Annotated in this window: 18 protein-coding genes; 7 read left to right on the top strand and 11 right to left on the bottom strand. The window is 74.1% G+C overall.

The features are described 5' to 3' along the window. Positions 1 to 51: 51 nt before the first annotated feature. Together IE207_RS05380 and IE207_RS05375 are read right to left on the bottom strand one after the other, a co-directional pair. Complete coding sequence (locus tag IE207_RS05380; protein WP_190182893.1) at positions 52 to 528, bottom strand: nitroreductase family deazaflavin-dependent oxidoreductase; 477 nt, start codon at positions 526 to 528, stop codon at positions 52 to 54. Next, positions 528 to 1,727 (bottom strand): acyl-CoA dehydrogenase family protein, encoded by a 1,200-nt coding sequence (locus tag IE207_RS05375; protein WP_190182892.1) that lies wholly within the window; start codon positions 1,725 to 1,727, stop codon positions 528 to 530. The genes IE207_RS05380 and IE207_RS05375 overlap by 1 nt, the downstream gene beginning before the upstream one ends. 153 nt (positions 1,728 to 1,880) lie before the next feature. Here IE207_RS05375 and IE207_RS05370 point away from each other — a divergent pair, with 153 nt between their 5' ends. Then, positions 1,881 to 3,071, top strand: a complete 1,191-nt coding sequence (locus IE207_RS05370; protein WP_190182891.1) for a thiolase C-terminal domain-containing protein — start codon at positions 1,881 to 1,883, stop codon at positions 3,069 to 3,071. A gap of 610 nt (positions 3,072 to 3,681) precedes the next feature. Here IE207_RS05370 and IE207_RS05365 read toward each other — a convergent pair. Then, on the bottom strand, positions 3,682 to 4,203 hold the full coding sequence (locus IE207_RS05365; protein ID WP_190182890.1) for a hypothetical protein: 522 nt from the start codon (positions 4,201 to 4,203) through the stop codon (positions 3,682 to 3,684). Positions 4,204 to 4,311: 108 nt separating this feature from the next. Here IE207_RS05365 and IE207_RS05360 point away from each other — a divergent pair, with 108 nt between their 5' ends. Continuing rightward, on the top strand, positions 4,312 to 4,986 hold the full coding sequence (locus IE207_RS05360) for a pyridoxine/pyridoxamine 5'-phosphate oxidase (protein ID WP_229873379.1): 675 nt from the start codon (positions 4,312 to 4,314) through the stop codon (positions 4,984 to 4,986). Positions 4,987 to 5,011: 25 nt separating this feature from the next. Here IE207_RS05360 and IE207_RS05355 read toward each other — a convergent pair whose 3' ends face one another. The 3 genes from IE207_RS05355 to IE207_RS05345 all read right to left on the bottom strand — a co-directional run bounded on the left by IE207_RS05355 (position 5,012) and on the right by IE207_RS05345 (position 6,933). Then, complete coding sequence (locus IE207_RS05355; protein ID WP_190182888.1) at positions 5,012 to 5,839, bottom strand: LppU/SCO3897 family protein; 828 nt, start codon at positions 5,837 to 5,839, stop codon at positions 5,012 to 5,014. Between the two features lie 228 nt (positions 5,840 to 6,067). Beyond that, a complete protein-coding gene (locus IE207_RS05350) occupies positions 6,068 to 6,484 on the bottom strand; it encodes a Zn-ribbon domain-containing OB-fold protein (RefSeq protein ID WP_190182887.1) in 417 nt (138 codons plus the stop codon). After that, on the bottom strand, positions 6,481 to 6,933 hold the full coding sequence (locus IE207_RS05345; protein WP_190182886.1) for a DoxX family membrane protein: 453 nt from the start codon (positions 6,931 to 6,933) through the stop codon (positions 6,481 to 6,483). Before IE207_RS05345 ends, IE207_RS05350 begins: the two co-directional genes overlap by 4 nt. Positions 6,934 to 7,088: 155 nt before the next feature. Between IE207_RS05345 and IE207_RS05340 the strand changes: the two genes are divergently transcribed. From IE207_RS05340 to IE207_RS05330, 3 genes are all read left to right on the top strand, one after another. Next, positions 7,089 to 8,297 (top strand): flavin-containing monooxygenase, encoded by a 1,209-nt coding sequence (locus IE207_RS05340; protein ID WP_190182885.1) that lies wholly within the window; start codon positions 7,089 to 7,091, stop codon positions 8,295 to 8,297. A gap of 163 nt (positions 8,298 to 8,460) precedes the next feature. Further along, a complete protein-coding gene (locus tag IE207_RS05335; RefSeq protein ID WP_190182884.1) occupies positions 8,461 to 10,695 on the top strand; it encodes an acetate--CoA ligase family protein in 2,235 nt (744 codons plus the stop codon). A 545-nt stretch (positions 10,696 to 11,240) separates the two neighbouring features. Continuing rightward, on the top strand, positions 11,241 to 12,062 hold the full coding sequence (locus IE207_RS05330) for an enoyl-CoA hydratase/isomerase family protein (RefSeq protein ID WP_190182883.1): 822 nt from the start codon (positions 11,241 to 11,243) through the stop codon (positions 12,060 to 12,062). Between the two features lie 19 nt (positions 12,063 to 12,081). On the opposite strand, the gene IE207_RS05325 is transcribed toward IE207_RS05330, so the two are convergent. Continuing rightward, positions 12,082 to 12,873, bottom strand: a complete 792-nt coding sequence (locus IE207_RS05325) for a VOC family protein (protein ID WP_190182882.1) — start codon at positions 12,871 to 12,873, stop codon at positions 12,082 to 12,084. A 228-nt stretch (positions 12,874 to 13,101) separates the two neighbouring features. Between IE207_RS05325 and IE207_RS05320 the strand changes: the two genes are divergently transcribed. Then, a complete protein-coding gene (locus IE207_RS05320; RefSeq protein WP_190183580.1) occupies positions 13,102 to 13,719 on the top strand; it encodes a flavin reductase family protein in 618 nt (205 codons plus the stop codon). A gap of 97 nt (positions 13,720 to 13,816) precedes the next feature. Here the strand turns inward: IE207_RS05320 and IE207_RS05315 are convergent, their stop codons facing one another. From IE207_RS05315 to IE207_RS05305, 3 genes are read right to left on the bottom strand one after another with little or no spacing between them, the layout of a single operon-like run. Beyond that, positions 13,817 to 14,884, bottom strand: coding sequence for a Zn-dependent alcohol dehydrogenase (locus tag IE207_RS05315; RefSeq protein WP_190182881.1), 1,068 nt, complete (start codon positions 14,882 to 14,884; stop codon positions 13,817 to 13,819). Positions 14,885 to 14,888: 4 nt separating this feature from the next. Then, positions 14,889 to 16,088: an acyl-CoA dehydrogenase family protein gene (locus IE207_RS05310; protein ID WP_190182880.1), complete on the bottom strand. Its 1,200-nt coding sequence runs from the start codon at positions 16,086 to 16,088 to the stop codon at positions 14,889 to 14,891. Positions 16,089 to 16,098: 10 nt separating this feature from the next. Further along, positions 16,099 to 17,010, bottom strand: coding sequence for an SDR family oxidoreductase (locus tag IE207_RS05305; protein WP_190182879.1), 912 nt, complete (start codon positions 17,008 to 17,010; stop codon positions 16,099 to 16,101). Between the two features lie 89 nt (positions 17,011 to 17,099). Here IE207_RS05305 and IE207_RS05300 point away from each other — a divergent pair, with 89 nt between their 5' ends. Then, positions 17,100 to 18,026 (top strand): cyclase family protein, encoded by a 927-nt coding sequence (locus IE207_RS05300; protein WP_190182878.1) that lies wholly within the window; start codon positions 17,100 to 17,102, stop codon positions 18,024 to 18,026. Positions 18,027 to 18,235: 209 nt separating this feature from the next. On the opposite strand, the gene IE207_RS05295 is transcribed toward IE207_RS05300, so the two are convergent. Continuing rightward, entirely contained in the window at positions 18,236 to 18,709 is a 474-nt protein-coding gene (locus IE207_RS05295; protein WP_190182877.1) for an ATP-binding protein, read from the bottom strand. Positions 18,710 to 18,817: the final 108 nt, after the last annotated feature.

Here is an 18,817-nt window from a genome sequence, read left to right as displayed (position 1 = left end):
GACGTACACCGCGTTCGCCACGTCCGGGTTGCCGCGATCAACGGCGCGCGATCAGCGGCGGTCCAGGCGGAACAGCCGGATCTCGCGCTCGATGCGCGCCTGGTACGTCGCGTACGGCGGCCAGAACGCCAGGGCCTCCCGCCAGGCTGCCGCACGCTCCTCGCCCTGGAGCAGGCGGGCGCGTACCTCGATGTCCCGGCCGCGCCAACTCACCTGCGCGTCAGGGTGTCTGAGCAGGTTCGCGGTCCAGGCCGGGTGGCCGGGGCGGCCGAAGTTGGAGCCGATCAGCAGCCAGCTCGCGCCGCCCTCCAGCGGCATGCAGGCGAGCGGCGTGGTGCGCGGCTCGCCCGTCTTGGCTCCCTTGGCGGTGAGGATCACGCCGGGGAGCATCTGTGCGCTGAGGATGACCCTGCCCCGGGTGAGCTTGTGCACCGCCTTGTCCATGGCGGGGATGACGTGCGGTGCGATCTTGGCGAACAGCAGGGTCGCGGAGACCTTCTGCATCAGGCGGACGCCGACGGCGGCCATCAGACGGCCGTCCTCTCCGGGGCCGCGTCCCGGGCCGGGAAGAGGCCGGCGCGCTGCGCGGCGTGCGCCCGGAGCCGGTGGGCGGGGCCGAAGAGCAGTTCGTCGGCGGCCGCCCGCTTGAAGTAGAGGTGCGCGTCGTGTTCCCAGGTGAAGCCGATGCCGCCGTGCAGCTGGATGGCCTCCCCCGCCGTCAGCCGCAGCGCCTCCAGCGCCTGGGCGAGGGCGAGGCCGCCCTGATCCGGGTCCCAGGCGGCGTAGTACGCGGCGGAGCGGGCCGCCTGGACCTGTACGTAGAGGTCGGCGAGCCGGTGCTTGACCGCCTGGAAGGAGCCGACGGCGCGGCCGAACTGCTCCCGCTGGCGTACGTACTCCACCGTCCGGGACAGTGCCTGGCTGGCCGCGCCGACCGCCTCGGCGGCGAGCAGGGTGGCGGCGGTGCGGCCGGTCGCGGCGAGCACCCCGGACACGTCGCCGCCGTCGCCACCACCGCCCAACAGCTCGGCCTCCACGTCACGCAGCTGGACGCGGCCCTGCGGGCGGGTCTCGTCGAGGGTCGCCTGCCGGGTGCGTACGAGGCCGGGCGCGTCGGCGCGCACGAGGAACAGCAGGGTGCGACTGCGGGCGAAGCCGCCGGTGTGCGCGGCGACGAGCAGCAGGCCCGCGCTGTGGCCGTCCAGCACCTGGGCGGCCTCCCCGTACAGCCGCCAGCCGCCGTCCTCACCACCCCGGGCCTGCACCCCGCCGGCGCGGCCGCCCCCGGACCACTCGCCCAGGGTGTTGTCCCCCGTCAGGGCGAGGGCGATGGCCAGGGCCGGTCCGGGCACGGCGAGCGCCGCGGTCAGGGTTCCGGCGGCGAGCGGGGGCAGCAGCGCCGAGCGCTGGGCGGGAGTCCCGAGGGCGCCGATCAGCGGTGCGACGAGGCCGGCGGTGGCGAGCAGCGGGGAGGGCAGCAGCACGCGCCCGGTCTCCTCGCAGGCCAGCGCCAGGTCGGCGGGCGTGCAGCCGACTCCCCCGTACTCCTCGGCGACGGCGGTACCCGGCAGGCCCAGCTGCCGCGAGAGCTGCTGCCACAGCTCGTGGTCGTATCCCGCGGCGGTGCGGACGGCGGCTTTGACCTCGTCCGGGCCGCAGCGTTTGCCCAGGATCTCGCGCAGGGTGCGGCGCATCTCGTCCTGCTCCGCGGTGAAGGCGGCGTCCATCGTCGGGCTCCTCCCGTTTCTGACGGGCCGTCATGCTAGGGCGGCCGACCGTGGATGCCCAGGGCCTGTCACCCCCCAAGTGCCGCCGGACGCCCGGGATGCGGACCGGACGCGCCCTAGCGCCTGACGGGTCGTCAGATATACGGTCGCCTCATGCCTGGACCCCTTTCTGCCGCCTCCGCACCCCGCCGCAGGGTCGCGGTCGTCGGCGTCGCGCTCTCGGACTGCGGCCGGGTCGACGGACCCACCCCCTACGCCCTGCACGCCCAGGCCGCCCGCCGGGCGCTCGCCGACTCGGGCCTGGACCGCTCCGTCATCGACGGCCTGGCCTCGGCGGGTCTGGGCACCCTGGCCCCCGTCGAGGTGGCCGAGTACCTGGGGCTGCGCCCCACCTGGGTCGACTCCACCTCCGTCGGCGGCTCCACCTGGGAGGTCATGGCGGCCCACGCCGCCGACGCCATCGCCGCGGGCCACGCCAACGCCGTCCTGCTGGTCTACGGCTCCACGGCCCGCGCCGACATCAAGGCCCGCCGCCGCACCGCGAACCTCTCCTTCGGGGCGCGGGGCCCGCTCCAGTTCGAGGTCCCGTACGGCCACACCCTCGTCGGGAAGTACGCGATGGCCGCGCGCCGCCACATGCACGAGTACGGCACCACGGCGGAGCAGCTCGCCGCCGTGGCCGTCCAGGCGCGGGCGAACGCCGCGACCAACCCCGACGCGATGTACCGCGACCCGATCACGGTGGAGGACGTGCTGTCCTCCGAGATGATCGCGGACCCGTTCACGAAGCTGCACTGCTGCATCCGCTCGGACGGCGGCTGCGCCGTGCTGCTCGCGGCGGAGGAGTACGTACCGGACACCGCGAAGGCGCCCGTGTGGGTGCTGGGTTCGGGTACCTCCGTCTCCCACACCACCATGTCGGAGTGGGAGGACTTCACGGTCTCCCCCGCGGCGGTCTCGGGCCGCCTGGCCTTCGAGCGGGCCGGCCTGGCCCCGGCGGACGTGGATCTGGCGGAGATCTACGACGCCTTCACGTACATGACCCTGGTGACCCTGGAGGACCTCGGCTTCTGCGCCAAGGGCGAGGGCGGGGCCTTCGTGGAGAAGGGGCGGCTGCTGCGGGACGGCGAACTGCCCGTCAACACCGACGGTGGCGGCCTCTCGGCCTGCCACCCGGGGATGCGGGGCCTGTTCCTGCTGGTGGAGGCGGTCCGCCAGCTCCGCGGCGAGGCCGGCCCCGACCGCCAGGTCACCAAGCGGAACGGCCGCCTGCCCGAGGTGGCCCTCGCCTCGGGCACCGGCGGTTGGTTCTGCTCCTCGGCCACGCTCGTCCTCGGCCGCTAGCCGGTACCCCCGCCGGGCCTGTACCTCCGGCGGCCGGCGCCCCAGCAGCCGGGCAGCCCCGACGCGGCCGGTACCTCCGCGGCTCGGCGGCCCCGGCAGGCCAGCGCCTCCCACTGCTCAGCCGCCCCGGCGCGCCAGTACCCCGGCCGGGCCGGTACCTCAGGCGAGCCGACACCCCAGCAGCCGGGCGGCCCCGCCGCGGCCAGTACCTCAGGCGCCCCGGTGCCCAAACGGCCGGGCGCCCCTGGCGGACTGGTACCCCCTGGGCTCAGCGGCCCCGGTAGGCCAGCGCCTCCGGGGGGCTCGGCGGGCCGGCGGGGCCGGTTCCCCCGCCGGGCCTGTACCTCCGGCGGCCGGCGCCCCAGCAGCCGGGCAGCCCCGACGCGGCCGGTACCCCCGAGGCTCAGCAGCCCCGGCAGGCCAGCGCCTCCCACTGCTCAACCGCCCGGCGCGCCAGCACCCCGGCCGGGCCGGTGCCTCCGGCGGCCCCCAGCCCGGCCGGCCGGTACCCCCGGCGGGCCGGTGCCTCCGGGGGCTCGGCGGGGCGCGGGTCAGCGCCTCCCGCCGGTCGGTGGCGCCGGAGTGCCGGTGCCTCCGGTGGGGCGGTGGGTCAGTAGTTCCAGCGGGCCCGGCTGCCCTCCGAGCGGCAGTGGATCAGGCGGCCGTTCGCGGCGTGCGTCTCGCGGCCGACGTCGGCCTTGCGGCAGAACTGGCCCGCCTTGTAGCAGTTGCCGGCGTCGGAGACGATCTCGCAGGCGGCCTCCTCCGCCTGCGTCGGCTCCTGCGTCGGCTCTACGGTCGCGGCCCGCGTCGGCGCCGGGGCCTTCGTCGTCGGGGCGGGTGCGCTCGTCGTCGGTTCCGCCGACGGCGTCCGCACGGCCTCGGGCGCCGACCCCGACGCCGACGGGCCGGGCAGCGGGGAGGACGAGGCCGAGGGCGACGGCGAGGCCGAGGCCGAGACGACCGCCGACGGTGTGGCCGGTGCCAGGGAGGCGGCCGCACCGCTCCCCGTGTCGGGCCCGCACGCAACGGCCGCCCCCGCCAGCAGCAGCGCCGCCAGCGTCCGCCTGAGAACCGTCCCCGTACGCCCCGCGCGTCTGCTGCCGTCCGCGCCGTCCGCCGGTATGCCCATCGGTACCCCCAGCCCTGAGTGGTTTGATGAGGGCACATCATATGGACGCACGGGGCGTGCCGGAGGCACTTTCCGACCGCCCGGCCCCCATGGTGTTCGATGGGCCGTATGACCAGCGAGACGAGCGGCGACGACTTCCGCAAGACCCTGCACTCCCTGCGGGTCTGGGACACCCCGCTGCCCTCCTTCGACCCCGAGGCCGCACCGGCCGAGCCGCTGCCGCTGTTCCGCGAGTGGTTCGTCCACGCCGCCCGCGCCGGGCAGCCCGAGCCGCACACGATGAGCCTGGCGACGGTCGACGCCGAGGGGCGACCCGACGTACGCACCCTCATGCTGCACGACGCCGACGCGCGCGGCTGGCACTTCGCCTCGCACTCCACCAGCGCGAAGGGGCGCCAGCTGGCCGGCCACCCGCAGGCGGCGCTCGGCTTCTACTGGCCCGCCGTCGCACGGCAGATCCGGATCCGGGGGCCGGTCACGGCGTGCGGGGCGCGGGAGAGCCGTGAGGACCTGGCGGTGCGTTCGCGCGGGGCGCTGGCGGCCGCCCTGACCGGCCGCCAGAGCGAGGTGCTGGGCTCCCTGACCGAACTCGCCGAGGCCTCCGCGGCGGCCTGGGCCCGCGCGGGGGCCGACCCGCAGGCGGCGGCGCCGACCTGGACCCGGTACGTGCTGGACGCTGCGGAGGTCGAGTTCTTCCAGGGCGACCCCGCCCGCCGCCACACCCGCCTGCACTACCGGCGCGACCCCGCCGGGAGGTGGACGCGCACCCTGCTGTGGCCGTGAGGCGGCCGGCCGTGGGGCCCGCGCGTCAGCTCCGGGAGTACGAACCCAGGCCGATCAGGCAGTACACGTACTGGTTGATCGGCGTTCCGTTGAGGGTGTAGCGGTACGAGAACGCGTACTCCGTGCGCGGGGTGTCGTCGCAGCGGTGCAGGTCCGAGGTGAACCCGAAGCGCTGGATCACCTTGTAGTGCGCGTCCGACGCCGAGCAGGAGACCTCCTCCACGTCGTTGACGCGCTGCGCGGTCGTCGAGTCCGGCAGCTGCCCGTTGAGGCAGGTACCCGTGTCGAACGGGCTCGGATCCGCCGTGGTGGGGGCGGATGTGGGGTACGGGTACGCGGGGGCCGAGCTGCTGTCCGAGCCGGAGGTGTAGGAGGTGCGGGTCGGCAGCGGCTCGGGCGAATAGGAGCTGTACGTCGGACCGGGCGTCGGGCTGTACGTCGAGCCGGGCGAGGAGGAGGCGGTGGGCTTTCCGTCGTCGTCGCCACCGCTGTTCACCGCGATCGCCCCGATGATGACGACCGCGAGGACGCCGAGCACCGCCAGGCAGCCGCCGACACCGGACGACGACTTGGCCGGCTGCCCGGGCACGGCGCTGCTCGCGACGGTCGGCTGCCCCTGGGCAGCCGCCGGACCGGCCCCCGCCGCGGCCCCCGCCGCCGCCCCGCCCGCGACCCGTATCCGCAGCAGCACCTCGGTCCCGCCCACGCGTACCCGTACGAGTTCACCGTCCCGGACACCCGCCGGGATCCGCAAGCGCGTCTCGCCGGTGGGCAGTGACACCGGCAGGATCACGCCGTAGGCGGCCTGCTCGGGGGTGATCGTGAGGGGGATCTCCTGCGAGGACGCGGACACCGGCTGCTCCGAGGGGTGAGGGTGAGGTGGTACGGACCTTTCTGGCGACACCCCAGGATCACCGGATCAGGGCCGGGGACGCAGCCGTTCCGCCGGACCGGTGCGGGGCTGTGACATACGACGGACACGGCGTCACACCCCGCCAACGCCCGTGCTCCGCCGCCCGGTTGGCCGACCGCGCTCACCCGCCCGCTTGGCCGACCGCGCTCACCCCCCGGTCTGCCGCGCTCACCCCCCGGCCGGCCGGAAGACGGGCACGGCCGCGCCCGGCCCGCTCTCGCGGAACGCGACCCGCAGCGGCATCCCGACGACCAGGTCCGCCGCCGCGCAGTCCACGAGTTCCGTCATCATCCGCGGCCCCTCCGCCAGGTCCACCACCGCCGCCACGTACGGCACCCGCTCCCCGAAGGGCGGCAGGTCGTTCCGGTGGATCACCGACCAGGTGTAGAGGACGGCCGACCCCTCGGCCTCCTCCCACCGCACCCGGTCCTCGCCCGCCCAGCAGAACGGGCAGAACTCCCGCGGGTAGTGGTGCGCCCGGCCGCAGTCCGCGCAGCGCCGCAGCAGGAGCCGGCCCCCGGCGGCCGCGTTCCAGTAGGGGCGGGTGAAGTCGTCGACCTCGGGCACGTCGTGTCGCGGGCTCACAGGAAGAGTCCCGTCGCCGCGTCGAGGGACCAGACCTGCCAGCCCATGGCGAAGAGCGCGACCAGCGAGATCAGCGCCATCATGGCGTTCTGCCCCTGCTCGGCCCAGTCGTGGATCATCAGCACCAGGTACAGCAGGTTGAGCAGCAGCCCGCCGACCAGCGCCACGGGGGTCAGCAGCCCGAGCACCAGGCCGAGCCCGAGCGCGAGTTCCGCGTACACCACCACGTACGCCATGAGCTCGGGGCGCGGCCGGACGACCCGGTCGAAGCCGCCCTTCACGAACGTCCAGCGGTGTTTGCCGGCCACGTCGGCGGCCCACGCGATGCCGGTTCCGCGCTCGAACCAGCCCTTCTTGTCCTTGTGCCGCCAGCTCTCCAGCCACCACAGGCCGAGGCCTATCCGGAGCACGGCTATCCATTCGGCCCCACTGAGCCAGACGGTCTGCATCGGCAGCCCCCATCCTCCACAATCTGACGGTACGTCAGTTGACCCGATCGGGGCCCGTCCCGCAAGGCCCCCGGAGCAGGCCCGTGACCGATCCGCAATCGATTCCCTCCTTGTCCGAGACCCATCAACTCTCTGTGTCGATACGATCACACCTCATGCCCGCAGACCCCACAGTCCCCGACCTGACCACCCAGCCCCGCCCGGTGTACGTGATCGGCGCCGGTCCCGGCGGCCTCGCCGTCGCCGCCGCGCTGCGCGCACGCGGGGTCCGTGCCGTGGTGGTCGAGAAGTCCGACGCGGTCGGCGCCTCCTGGCGCTCCCACTACGACCGGCTCCACCTGCACACCACCAGGCGCCTCTCCGGCCTGCCGGGCCTGCCCATGCCGCGCCGCTTCGGACGGTGGGTCGCGCGGGAGAACGTCGTGCGGTACCTGGAGAAGTACGCCGAGTTCCACGAGCTGGAACTGGTCACCGGCGTGGAGGTGACCCGGATCGAGCGGGCCACCGACGCCGACGGCGAGGCCGGCGGCTGGACCCTGCACGCCAGTGGCGGACGCGTGCTGGCCGCCGGGGCCGTCGTCGTCGCCACCGGCTTCAACCACACCCCGGCGCTCCCCGACTGGCCCGGCCGGGACGGCTACGGGGGGCGGCTGCTGCACGCCGCCGAGTACCGCGACCCCACCCCGTACGCCGGCCGGGACGTGCTCGTCGTCGGCGTCGGCAACACCGGCGCGGAGATCGCCGTCGACCTGGCCGAGGGCGGGGCCGCGCGGGTGCGGCTCGCCGTCCGCACCGCCCCGCACATCGTGCGCCGCTCCACCGCCGGCTGGCCGGCGCAGCGCACCGGGATCCTGGTGCGCCGGCTGCCGGTACGGCTCGTGGACCGGCTCGGCGCGCTCGTCGCCAAGGCGTCCGTCCCGGACCTGTCGGCGTACGGGCTCCCGCGCCCCGCCACCGGCCTGTACAGCAGGGTCAAGGAGGGCGCCATCCCGGTCCAGGACGTCGGGCTGATCGACGCGGTGCGCCGCGGGGCGGTCGAGCCGGTCGCCGCCGTGGCCGCGTTCGACGGGGACGCGGTGGTGCTGGCGGACGGCAGCCGGATCGCCCCGGACGTGGTGATCGCGGCCACCGGCTACCGGCGCGCACTGGAAGGCCTGGTCGGCCACCTCGGCGTACTGGACGAGCGCGGCCGCCCCCTCGCGCACGGCGCCCGCACCGCCGCGCAGGCCCCGGGTCTCCACTTCACCGGTTTCACCAACCCCATCAGCGGGATGCTGCGCGAACTGGCCCTGGACGCGGAGAGGATCGCCAAGGCCGTGGCCCGCCGGGGCGGCGCCGTACGCGGGCGCCGCAGGGTCGGCTGAATCCTCCCTGGACCCCCGCCCCGGGGGTCTGGGACCGTTCCACACACCACCTCCACCATCTTTCCTGCGCAACCCTGTTCCTGACGGCGTGTCAGTTCAGTAATCTGACTGTGCGTCAGCTAGCGTGACTCATGGAGTTCATCGAGCAGGAGCGGGCGGAACGATGCTTGGATCTACTCACGGCACCCTCACCACCGACTTCCGCGCACGGGTCGAGGCCTGCGGCGAAACCCCCCGGGCGGCCGTCCACTCCACGGCGGCACCGACCGCCGAGGACGCCGCCGCCCTGGACGTCAGCGGACGACCGCTGCGCTCCGACGTGCCCGACCTGGACCGGTTCTTCCGGCCCGAGGCCGTCGCCGTCATCGGCGCCTCCGACGCCGAGGGCAGACCGAACACCGGCATCACCCGCCAGCTCATCGCCTGGGCGGAACGCGTCGGGGCCCGGATCCACCCCGTGCACCCGACCCGCGCCACCGTCTTCGGACTGCCCTGCCACGCCTCCGTGGCCGAGCTGCCCGAACAGGTGGACCTCGCGGTCCTGCTGGTGGCCGACCCGCTCCCGGTGATCGAGGAACTGGCCGAAGCCAAGGTCAGGTTCGCGGTCGCCTTCGCCTCCGGCTTCGCGGAGACCGGCGACGCGGGAGCGGCCGCCCAGGCCCGGCTCTCCGCCGCCGTCCGCCGGTCGGGCCTGCGCCTGCTCGGCCCCAACACCAACCTCAACGCCTTCGAGGCGTTCCGCGACGACCTGGACGGCCCGGCCATCGCGCTGATCACCCAGTCCGGCCACCAGGGGCGGCCCCTCTACACCCTCCAGGAACTCGGGATCCGGCTCTCCCACTGGGCCCCCACGGGCAACGAGGCCGATCTGGAGACCGCCGACTTCATCTCCTACTTCGCCCAGCGGCCCGAGGTCGGGGCCATCGCCTGCTACGTCGAGGGGCTCAAGGACGGCCGCGCCTTCCTGCTCGCCGCCGACCGGGCCGCGCGGGCGGGGGTGCCCGTCGTCGCCGTCAAGGTCGGGCGCACCGAGACCGGCGCCCGCATGGCGGCCTCCCACACGGGCAAGCTGACGGGCGCCGACGCCGTCGTGGACGCGGCCATGCGGCAGTTCGGGGTGATCCGGGTCGACGGCCTGGACGAACTCCAGGACACGGCCGCCCTGCTGGCCCGCGCGCGCAGGCCCCTGGCCGACGGCGTCGTCGTGTACTCCATCTCCGGCGGCACCGGCGCCCACTTCTCCGACCTGGCGACGGAGGCGGGCCTGACGCTGCCCACCCTCTCCGAGGCCAAGCAGGCCGAGCTGCACCAGTGGATACCGCAATACCTGAACGTCGCGAACCCCGTCGACAACGGCGGCCATCCCGTCGGCGACTGGCGCGGGCCCAAGATCCTCGAAGCGATCCTGGCGGATCCGTCCGTAGGCGTCCTCATCTGCCCGATCACCGGGCCGTTCCCGCCCATGAGCGACAAGCTGGCGCAGGACCTGGTGGACGCCGCCGAGCGGACGGACAAGCTGATCTGTGTGATCTGGGGCTCACCCGTCGGCACGGAGGAGGCCTACCGCACCACGCTGCTCGGCTCCTCCCGCGTGGCCACCTTCCGCACCTTCGGCAACTGCATCACCGCCGTACGGGCCTACCTGGGCCACCACCGCTTCACCGCGTCCTACCGCTCGCCCTTCGAGGACGCCCCGCGCACGCCGTCCCCCTCCTACCGCAAGGCGCAGGCCCTGATGCGACCGGGCCAGCAGCTCAGCGAGCACGCGGCGAAGCAGCTGTTGCGGGCCTACGGGATACGGGTCCCGCGCGAGCAGCTGGTGACCAGCGCGGCGGCGGCGGTGCGGGCGGCGGGGCTGGTCGGCTACCCGGTCGTCATGAAGGCCTCGGGGCCGCAGCTGGGGCACAAGACGGAACTGGGCCTGGTCAAGATCGGCCTGACCTCGGCGAGCCAGATCCGCGACGCCTACCGGGAGCTCACGGACATCGCCCGGTACGAGAACGTCCCGCTGGACGGCATCCTCGTCTGCCAGATGGTCGAGCGGGGCGTGGAGATGGTCGTCGGCGTCACCCAGGACGACCTCTTCGGCCCGACGGTGACGGTGGGACTCGGCGGAGTCCTGGTGGAGGTCCTGCGCGACGCGGCGGTACGGGTGCCGCCGTTCGGGGAGGACCAGGCCCGCGCGATGCTGACGGAACTGCGCGGGCACGCGCTGCTGGAGGGCATACGGGGCGCCCCTCCGGCGGACGTGGACGCGCTGGTGGAGGTCGTCCTCCGGGTCCAGCGCATGGCGCTCGAACTGGGCGACGCCCTCTCCGAGTTGGACATCAACCCCCTGATGGTCCTCCCCCGCGGCCAGGGCGCGGTGGCGCTGGACGCCCTGGCCCTCTGCCGCTGACGCTGCGCCGGCTCCCCGGTGCCCACCCCGCGGCCCGGCCGTCGCCGACCCCGATGTGCCGCCACCACGCGGCCGGACTCGCCCCCGGACCGGACCCGTGCGCCCGATCGCCTGCGCGGGCCGGGTGGTGTGCCTGTGCACCCAATCGCCGCGCGGGCTGGCCCTTCCGGCCCCGGGCCGGGCCCGTGCGCCCAACCGCCGCGCGGGCTGGTACGGGGCTCCGCCCCGGACCCGCGCCTCAAACGCCGGCGAGGCCGGCATTGCCCTCCGGGCAATCACCCAGCCCGCGCAGCGATCGGGCACACCACCCAGCCCGCGCGGCGATTGAGCGCACGGGCGCGGAGCGCACGTATCGGGGTCCGGGGCGGAGCCCCGGGGAACGGAGGAAGGGCGGGGCGGGGAGACCGCTCCGCGCAGCGGCACCCGCACCCCACGCGCACCCGCACCCGGCCCGCACCGGCACCCCACCCGCCCCGCGCCGGATCCGGCCACCACGGCCACCACGGCCACCCACACCACCCGCCATCCCCCGAACGGGAGTTCACATGACCAGCGCAGCCCCCGGCGACGAAGTACTGCACCGCATCGAGACCGGCGCCATCTCCTGGATCACCCTCAACCGCCCCGCGGCGATGAACGCCCTCACCTGGGAAAACCGCGAACGCGTCATCGCGCTCCTCGCCGACGCCTCAGCCGACCCCGCCACCCGCGCCGTCGTGCTCACCGCCACCGGCAAGGGCTTCTGCGCCGGCGCCGACCTCCGCGGCGGCCCCGCCGCCGACGGCCCCGCCGCAGGCGACCGCGTCGCCGGGGACGTCGCCCGCATGATCCGCCTCGGCGCCCAGCGCCTGATCACGGCGGTCCTCGACTGCGAGAAGCCCGTCATCGCCGCCGTCAACGGCACGGCCGCCGGCATCGGCGCCCACCTCGCCCTCGCCTGCGACCTCGTCATCGCCGCCGAACCGGCCCGTTTCATCGAGGTGTTCGTCCGCCGCGGCCTGGTCCCCGACGGCGGCGGCGCGTACCTCCTGCCCCGCCTCCTCGGCCCGCAGAAGGCCAAGGAGCTGCTGTTCTTCGGCGACGCCGTCCCCGCCGTCGAGGCCGAACGCCTCGGGCTGGTCAACACCGTCGTCCCGGCCGACGCCCTGGAGGCGACCGCCCGCGCGTGGGCGGAGCGCCTGGCCCAGGGCCCGACGCGGGCCCTGGCCCTGACGAAGCAGCTGGTCAACGCATCCCTCGACGGGGACCGGGCGGCCGCCCTGGCCGCCGAGGCCGCCGCCCAGGAGATCAACATGACCACCGCCGATGCCAACGAGGGCGTGACCAGCTTCGTGGAGCGCCGCACCCCCAAGTACCTCGGGCGTTGACCCGGGGCGGCCCGCGGCCCTACATCTGCGGGTTCGGCTTCAGCAGGGCGAACGGCGCCCCGAACGGGTCCGCCACCCACGCGATCCGGCCGACGTCCGGCACGTCCGCCGCCGGCATCAGCACCGAGCCGCCCTTGCCCTGCGCGGTGCTCACGGTGGCGTCCACGTCGCTCACGTGGAAGTACGGCACCCAGCTCGGCCCGACCCCGCCGCCCCCGGCACCCTCACCCATCGGTGCGACCCCGCCGAAGGACGCCTCGCGCTGGTCTCCGTCCTTGGTGCTCAGCACCCGGTACGTCATCCCGGGCGCCTGCATCTCCTCGCTGCGCCAGCCGAACACCCCGTTGTAGAAGGAGACGGCCGCGTCCGGGTCCGGTGCGTGCAGCTCCACCCAGATCAGCGAGTTCTCGTCCGAGGCCACCCCGAGGCCGGAGGTCTTCCCGGGCTGCCAGGAGGCGAACTGGGCGCCCTGCGGGTCGGTGAACTGCGCGAGCCACCCCTCGCCCATCACGTCCATCGGTTCCATCCGTACGCTGCCGCCGCCGTCCTTGACGGCCGAGGTGGTGGCCTGGATGTCCGGGCTCATGAAGTGCACCATCCAGGCGGACCTCGCACCCTCCTCGGTGAGCGGCCCGATCGCGGCGACGGTCTTGCCGCCCCGCTGGAAGAAGCCGTACCCGCCGGTGTCGGGCCCGGCGGAGACGAAGTTCCAGCCGAAGACGCCGCTGTAGAAGGCGGCGGCGTCGTCGATGTCGGGGCTGCCGAGGTCGAGCCAGTTGGGTGAGCCGGTACGGAAATCGGTGCCGAGCATGGGTTCTCTCCCGGGGTCTGGGGTCGTTCGGCGTACGGCGGCACGCCGGTCCCCCGCCACCATGCCGAGCCCGCACGGGGCTGTCCGGTGCACGGCCCCGGCGGGCCGGGGGATTCACCCGTCCGGGGGAACGGCCGAAGGCCTCGGGTCCCCTGTCCGAGCCGGTCCGGCACCTTCCAATCTGACGTATCGTCAGCTTCAATCGGTGGTGTGATGGGACACGCAGGGATGGCGGCCACCGTCGTCCGATACCTCAGGTCAGCAGGCTCCCCCACCTCCGCCGCGCCGGAGCCGGATCCGCTGCCGGACGGCGCCCTGCCGCGCCCCGACCTGCGGGCCGTCCGGGAGGACGAGCGGGCCCCGGTCGCCCCCGCCGAGTTCCGGGCCGTCCTCGGCAACTTCGCCAGCGGGGTCACCGTCATCACCGCCCCGGCCGTCGACGGCGCGGACGGTCCGGCCGGCTTCGCCTGCCAGTCCTTCGCCTCGCTGTCCCTGGATCCGCCGCTGGTCACGTTCATGGTGGCCCGTACGTCGGCCACCTGGCCCCGGATCGCCCGGGCGGGGGTGTTCTGCGTCAACATCCTGGGCGCCGAACAGGGGCCGCTGTGCCGGTCGTTCGCGGTCAGCGGCGCCGACAAGTTCGCCGGCGTCGCCCACCGCCCGTCCCCCGCGACCGGCTCACCGCAGCTGGACGCCGTACCCGCCTGGATCGACTGCCGGATCCACGCCGTCCACACGGGCGGGGACCACCTCATCGTGGTCGGCCGCGTCGAGGCGCTGGGCGCGGCCGGCGAAGGCGACCCGCTCCTGTTCCACCAGGGCAGGTTCGGCCGCTTCACGCCGTGAGCTCCACGCGCTCCATGAGCTCCACGAGTCCGTGAAGGCCCCTTGAACTGCCCACCGGCCCCGGGGCCCCCGCACACGGGACCCGGGGCCGCCGCGTTCAGAAGGTCAGCACCCCGCGCGCCACGCGCCCGTGCCGCGCGTCGTCCACCGCCTTCGCGAAGTCCTCCACCGGGTAGACCTCCGTCACCAGCTCGTCCAGCAGCAGCTTCCCCTGCCGGTACAGCTCGGCGTACAGCGCGATGTCGCGCTGGGGCCGGGAGGACCCGTAGCGGCACCCCATGATCGTCTTGTCCAGGTACAGGGAAGACACCTGGAAGGAGGCCTCCTCCTTGAAGCCCGGCACGCCCAGCAGCACGGCCTGCCCGTGCCGGTCGAGGAGGTCGATCGCCTGCCGGATCAGCCGTACGTGACCCACGCACTCGAAGGCGTGGTCGGCGCCGGTCGGCAGGATCTCGCGGACGGCCGCCGAGGTGTCCCCGGCGGCGGAGGCGTCGATGAAGTGGGTGGCTCCGAACTGCCGCGCCACCGCCTCCTTCGCCGGGTTGGCGTCCACCGCGACGATGGTGGCGGCCCCCGCGATCCTGGCGCCCTGGAGCACGTTCAGCCCGATGCCGCCGGCGCCGATGACGACCACCGACTCGCCGTGGTCCACCCGCGCCCGGTTCAGTACCGCGCCCACCCCGGTCAGGACCCCGCACCCGATCAGCGCGGCCGACGTCGCCGGGATGTCCTCGGGGATCCTCACGGCCTGGACCGCCTTGACGATCGTCCGCTCCGCGAACGCCGAGTTGGAGGCGAACTGGAACAGGGGCGTTCCGCCGCGGGAGAAGGGCTGCCCGGGCATTCCGATGGCCTTGCGGCACATCGTGGGCCGGCCCCGGTCGCAGTCCGCGCACGCCCCGCAGCTGGCGAGGGTGGACAGCGAGACGTGGTCACCGGCCTCCACGTGGGTGACGCCGGGGCCGACGGCCTCGACCACCCCGGCCCCCTCGTGCCCCAGCACCACCGGCGGGGGGAAGGGAATGGTCCCGTCGATCACCGAGAGGTCGCTGTGGCACAGTCCGGCCGCCGATATCGCGACCAGCACCTCCCCCGCTCCCGGGTCGCGGATCTCCAGATCGTCGACCACCTGGGCCTGCTTGCCGTCGAACACGACGCCTCGCATGTCGTCACCGCGTCTCTCTGGGCAGGCCGAGCACGCGCTCGGCGATGATGTTCCGCTGGATCTCGTCCGAACCGCCGTAGATGGTGTCGGCCCGGCTGAACAGGAACAGGCGCTGCTCCTCGTCGAGCCCGTTCTCGTACGGGCTCTCCCGGCCCCAGTCGGCAGGTCCGGCGGTGGCCTCCGCGCCGCGCACCGCAACCGCCAGCTCGCCGAGCCGCCGGTGCCAGCCGCCCCACAGCAGCTTCGCGACGCTCGGCGCGCCCTGGTCGCCGCTGCCGCCCAGGGTGCGCAGGGCGTTCCAGCGCATGGTGCGCAGCTCGGCCCACTGGCGCACCAGTCGCTCGCGCAGTACGGGGTCGTCGGCGCCCGAGGCGGCGTGGGCGGCCAGGACCCGTTCCAGTTCGGCGGCGAAGCCGATCTGCTGGACGAGGGTGGAGACGCCGCGTTCCAGGGCGAGCAGGCCCATGGCGACGGTCCAGCCGTCGCCTTCGCCGCCGACGGCCTCGGCGGCCACCGCCCCGTCGAAGAACACCTCGTTGAACTCGCTGGTGCCGGTCAGCTGGCGGATGGGCCGGACCTCGATGCGGCCCGGCTGGTCCATCGGCACCAGCAGGAAGGTCAGGCCGCGGTGGCGGCGGGAGCCGGGGTCCGTGCGGGCCAGGACGAAGCACCAGTCGGCGTCCCGGGCGAGGGAGGTCCAGATCTTCTGTCCGGTGATCCGGTGGCGCCCGTCGGCCGGGTCGCGGACGGCCGCCGTACGGATCCCGGCGAGGTCGGATCCGGCGCCCGGCTCGCTGTACCCCTGGCACCACAGCTCCTCGCCGCGGGCGATGCCGGGCAGGTAGCGGTCCCGCTGCCGCTGGGACCCGTGGGCGACGAGGGTGGGCGCCAGGAGGTTCTCACCGATGTGGCCGACCCGCCCTGGGGCGCGCAGCGCCGCGTACTCCTCCGCCCACACCACCTGCCCGGTCAGGGAGAGCCGGCGCTGCCCGTAGGCGCCGTCGGGGGCCTCCCAGCCCTGGCCGATCCAGCCGCCGCGGCCCAGCTCCCGTTCCCAGGCGCGCCGCGCCTCGACGCCCTCGTGTTCGCTGCCGGGCCCGCCGAGCCCGCGGGCGTGCGCGTACGTGCCGACGAGGTGCTCCCGCAGCCACGACCGGGCGCGGCCGCGCAGTTCCTCGTCCTCGGGCCCGAAGCCGAAGTCCATGGGCTCCCCCTCACGCGTTGGGGCGGTCCTTGGCGGCCGCCGCCTTGGCCATGGCCTCCAGCTGCGCGAGCATCGGCATCGGGTCGGTGCCCACCGTCCCCGGCAGGAAGTCGGCGATCTTCTCGGGGGTCCAGGACCCCTCGGCGTACGCGGCGCGCAGTTCGCGCGGCTGCGCCCACACGGCGATCTTCGGTCCGGCGATGGTGTACACCTGGCCGGTGATCCCTTCCGCCTTCGCGCGGTCGCTGAGCAGGTAGGTGACGAGCGCCGCGACGTCCTCGGGCTCGCCGATCTCCTTGAGCTCCATGGGTACGCCCGCGGACATCCGGGTCCGGGCGACGGGGGCGACGGCGTTGGCGGTGACCCCGTACTTGGCCAGGCCAAGGGCCGCCGAGCGGACGAGGGAGATGATCCCGCCCTTGGCGGCGCTGTAGTTGGCCTGGGCGACCGAGCCCTGGTGGTTGCCGCTGGTGAAGCCGATGAGGGTGCCGGAGCCCTGTTTGCGCATGACGGCGGAGGCGGCCCGGAAGACGGTGAAGGTGCCTTTGAGGTGGATGGCGACGACGGGGTCCCACTCCTGCTCGGACATGTTGAACAGCATCCGCTCGCGCAGGATGCCGGCGACGCAGACGACTCCGTCGACGCGCCCGTAGCGGGCCAGGGCGGTGTCGACGATGCGCTGTCCGCCTTCCATGGTGGAGATGTCGTCGGCGACGGCGACGGCCTCGCCGCCGGCGGTGAGGATCTCCTTGACCACGGATTCGGCGATCTCGCTGGTGGGCTCGCCCCCCTCGATGCCCACGCCGTAGTCGTTGACGACGACCTTGGCCCCTTGGGCGGCCGCGGCGAGTGCCACGGCCCGTCCGATGCCCCGGCCCGCCCCGGTGACGGCGATGACCTTGCCTGCCAGGAAGTTCCCCACGCCCGACCCCTTTCCGCAGTTTCTGACGGACCGTTAGATTCTATGGGCAGTCCGACGCCACAGCACAAGCCCCGGGAGTTGATGAGGCCATGACCTTGCCGGCCGAGTTCCACGACATCGCCGAGCGCGTCAACAACTGGGGCCGGTGGGGCGCCGAGGACGAGAGGGGCACCTTGAACCTGATCACCGACGCCGTGGTGCGCGCCGCGGCCGCCGAGGTCCGCACGGGCCGGCGGATCCCGCTGGCCCTGCCCCTCAAGGAGGACGGGGTACAGGCCGGCCTGATCCCCGGCCGGGTCAACCCGCTCCACACGATGGTGCAGATCAACCAGGAGCTGTTCGGCCCCGGCACGGTGGCGTGCAGCGACGACGCCGTGACGATGGGGCTCCAGGCCGGGACGCACTGGGACGCCCTCACGCACGTCTCGCACTCGGGCCGGATCTACAACGGCCGTCCGGCCTCCACGATCACCGCGCACTCCCGCGCCGCGTTCAGCGGCATCGACAAGGCCGGCGCCGTCGTCTCCCGGGGCGTCCTGCTGGACGTGGCCCGCGCCAAGGGCCTGGACCGGCTGCCGGGCGACCACGCGGTGACGCCGGAGGACCTCGCGGAGGCGCAGGAGTTCGGCCGGGTCGAGGTCCGGGCCGGTGACGTCGTCCTGGTCCGGACGGGCCAGATCCAGGTGTACCTCGCGGGCGACAAGCACGGCTACGGGTTCCCCTCGCCCGGCCTGTCGGTCCGCACCCCCGAGTGGTTCCACGCACGGGACGTGGCGGCCGTCGCCAACGACACCCTGACCTTCGAGATCTTCCCGCCGGAGATCGAGGACCTGTGGCTCCCGGTACACGCGCTCGACCTGGTCGAGATGGGCATGCTCCAGGGTCAGAACTGGAACCTCGAAAAGTTGTCCACAGCCTGTGCACAAGAGGGCCGGTACGCGTTCTGGCTCTCCGCGATGCCGGAACCCTTCGTCGGCGGCACCGGTACGCCGGTGGCTCCCGTCGCCGTCCTCTGACCGCCGCCCTCTGACCGCCGGGTGCCGGATGCCGGGTGCCGGAAGGCGCGACCTACTGGGTGGCGGCGTACGCGCATGCACGCCCCGAGCGCGGCACGGCAGCCGCCACCCCACGACCCGCACTCGTCAAGGCAGGACCCTTGGCGTCCCCTCGCGACGAGTCGCTCCACACAAGAGTGATCAACAGGTGACGAACCGTCAACACCTCGTTAGAGGTACACGCGGGGTTCCCGGTTCGGGGCAAAGAATTCGGCAGACCTTTCCGGGGCGTCCACGCCGCGCCCGGCGTCCGCTTCCCGCGCCCGGTCGATCTCGCACCAGATCCGCTTCCCCGCGCCCTCGCGCTGCCAGCCCCAGCGGTCCGCGAGCCCGTCGACCAGCTCCAGGCCGCGCCCGCCGGTGTCGTCGCCGGCGGCCCGCCGCCGGGCGGGTGCCCGGTCGCTGGCGTCCGCGACCTCCACCCGCACCCCGGGCCCCCCGAACAGCATCCGCAGCACGGCGGGACAGCCGGTGTGCACGACCGCGTTGGTGACCAGCTCCGAGATCAGCAGGATCAACGTCTCGGCGAGCGGCTCGTCTTCCCCTATCCCGGAACCCGCCAGCCGGGAGCGCGCCCACCGGCGCGCCCGGCCGACCTCGGCGGGGTCCGCTCCTACCTCAAGCTGAACCTGAAGCACCTGCACCGCTCACACCATCCGAACCGGCGGACACTTCGCCTCACGACGGAACGGGGTCACGGCCAGTGACCCCCTTGTGGAGCAGCATGGTTGACATACAGTCACCACAACAAG

The organism is Streptomyces cirratus, assembly GCF_014650775.1.
Classification (GTDB): domain Bacteria; phylum Actinomycetota; class Actinomycetes; order Streptomycetales; family Streptomycetaceae; genus Streptomyces; species Streptomyces cirratus.
The sequence above is the reverse complement of the archived record's forward strand: the minus strand, read 5'-3'. Positions and strand labels throughout refer to the sequence as shown.

Coding starts and splice junctions, on each gene's coding strand:
- IE207_RS05365 (WP_190182890.1), bottom strand. CDS start 4,203: ATGGGCATACCGGCGGACGGCGCGGACGGCAGCAGACGCGCGGGGCGT.
- IE207_RS05345 (WP_190182886.1), bottom strand. CDS start 6,933: ATGCAGACCGTCTGGCTCAGTGGGGCCGAATGGATAGCCGTGCTCCGG.
- IE207_RS05325 (WP_190182882.1), bottom strand. CDS start 12,873: ATGCTCGGCACCGATTTCCGTACCGGCTCACCCAACTGGCTCGACCTC.
- IE207_RS05300 (WP_190182878.1), top strand. CDS start 17,100: ATGACCTTGCCGGCCGAGTTCCACGACATCGCCGAGCGCGTCAACAAC.
- IE207_RS05320 (WP_190183580.1), top strand. CDS start 13,102: ATGGCGGCCACCGTCGTCCGATACCTCAGGTCAGCAGGCTCCCCCACC.
- IE207_RS05315 (WP_190182881.1), bottom strand. CDS start 14,884: ATGCGAGGCGTCGTGTTCGACGGCAAGCAGGCCCAGGTGGTCGACGAT.
- IE207_RS05335 (WP_190182884.1), top strand. CDS start 8,461: ATGCTTGGATCTACTCACGGCACCCTCACCACCGACTTCCGCGCACGG.
- IE207_RS05330 (WP_190182883.1), top strand. CDS start 11,241: ATGACCAGCGCAGCCCCCGGCGACGAAGTACTGCACCGCATCGAGACC.
- IE207_RS05375 (WP_190182892.1), bottom strand. CDS start 1,727: ATGGACGCCGCCTTCACCGCGGAGCAGGACGAGATGCGCCGCACCCTG.
- IE207_RS05310 (WP_190182880.1), bottom strand. CDS start 16,088: ATGGACTTCGGCTTCGGGCCCGAGGACGAGGAACTGCGCGGCCGCGCC.
- IE207_RS05370 (WP_190182891.1), top strand. CDS start 1,881: ATGCCTGGACCCCTTTCTGCCGCCTCCGCACCCCGCCGCAGGGTCGCG.
- IE207_RS05340 (WP_190182885.1), top strand. CDS start 7,089: ATGCCCGCAGACCCCACAGTCCCCGACCTGACCACCCAGCCCCGCCCG.
- IE207_RS05380 (WP_190182893.1), bottom strand. CDS start 528: ATGGCCGCCGTCGGCGTCCGCCTGATGCAGAAGGTCTCCGCGACCCTG.
- IE207_RS05360 (WP_229873379.1), top strand. CDS start 4,312: ATGACCAGCGAGACGAGCGGCGACGACTTCCGCAAGACCCTGCACTCC.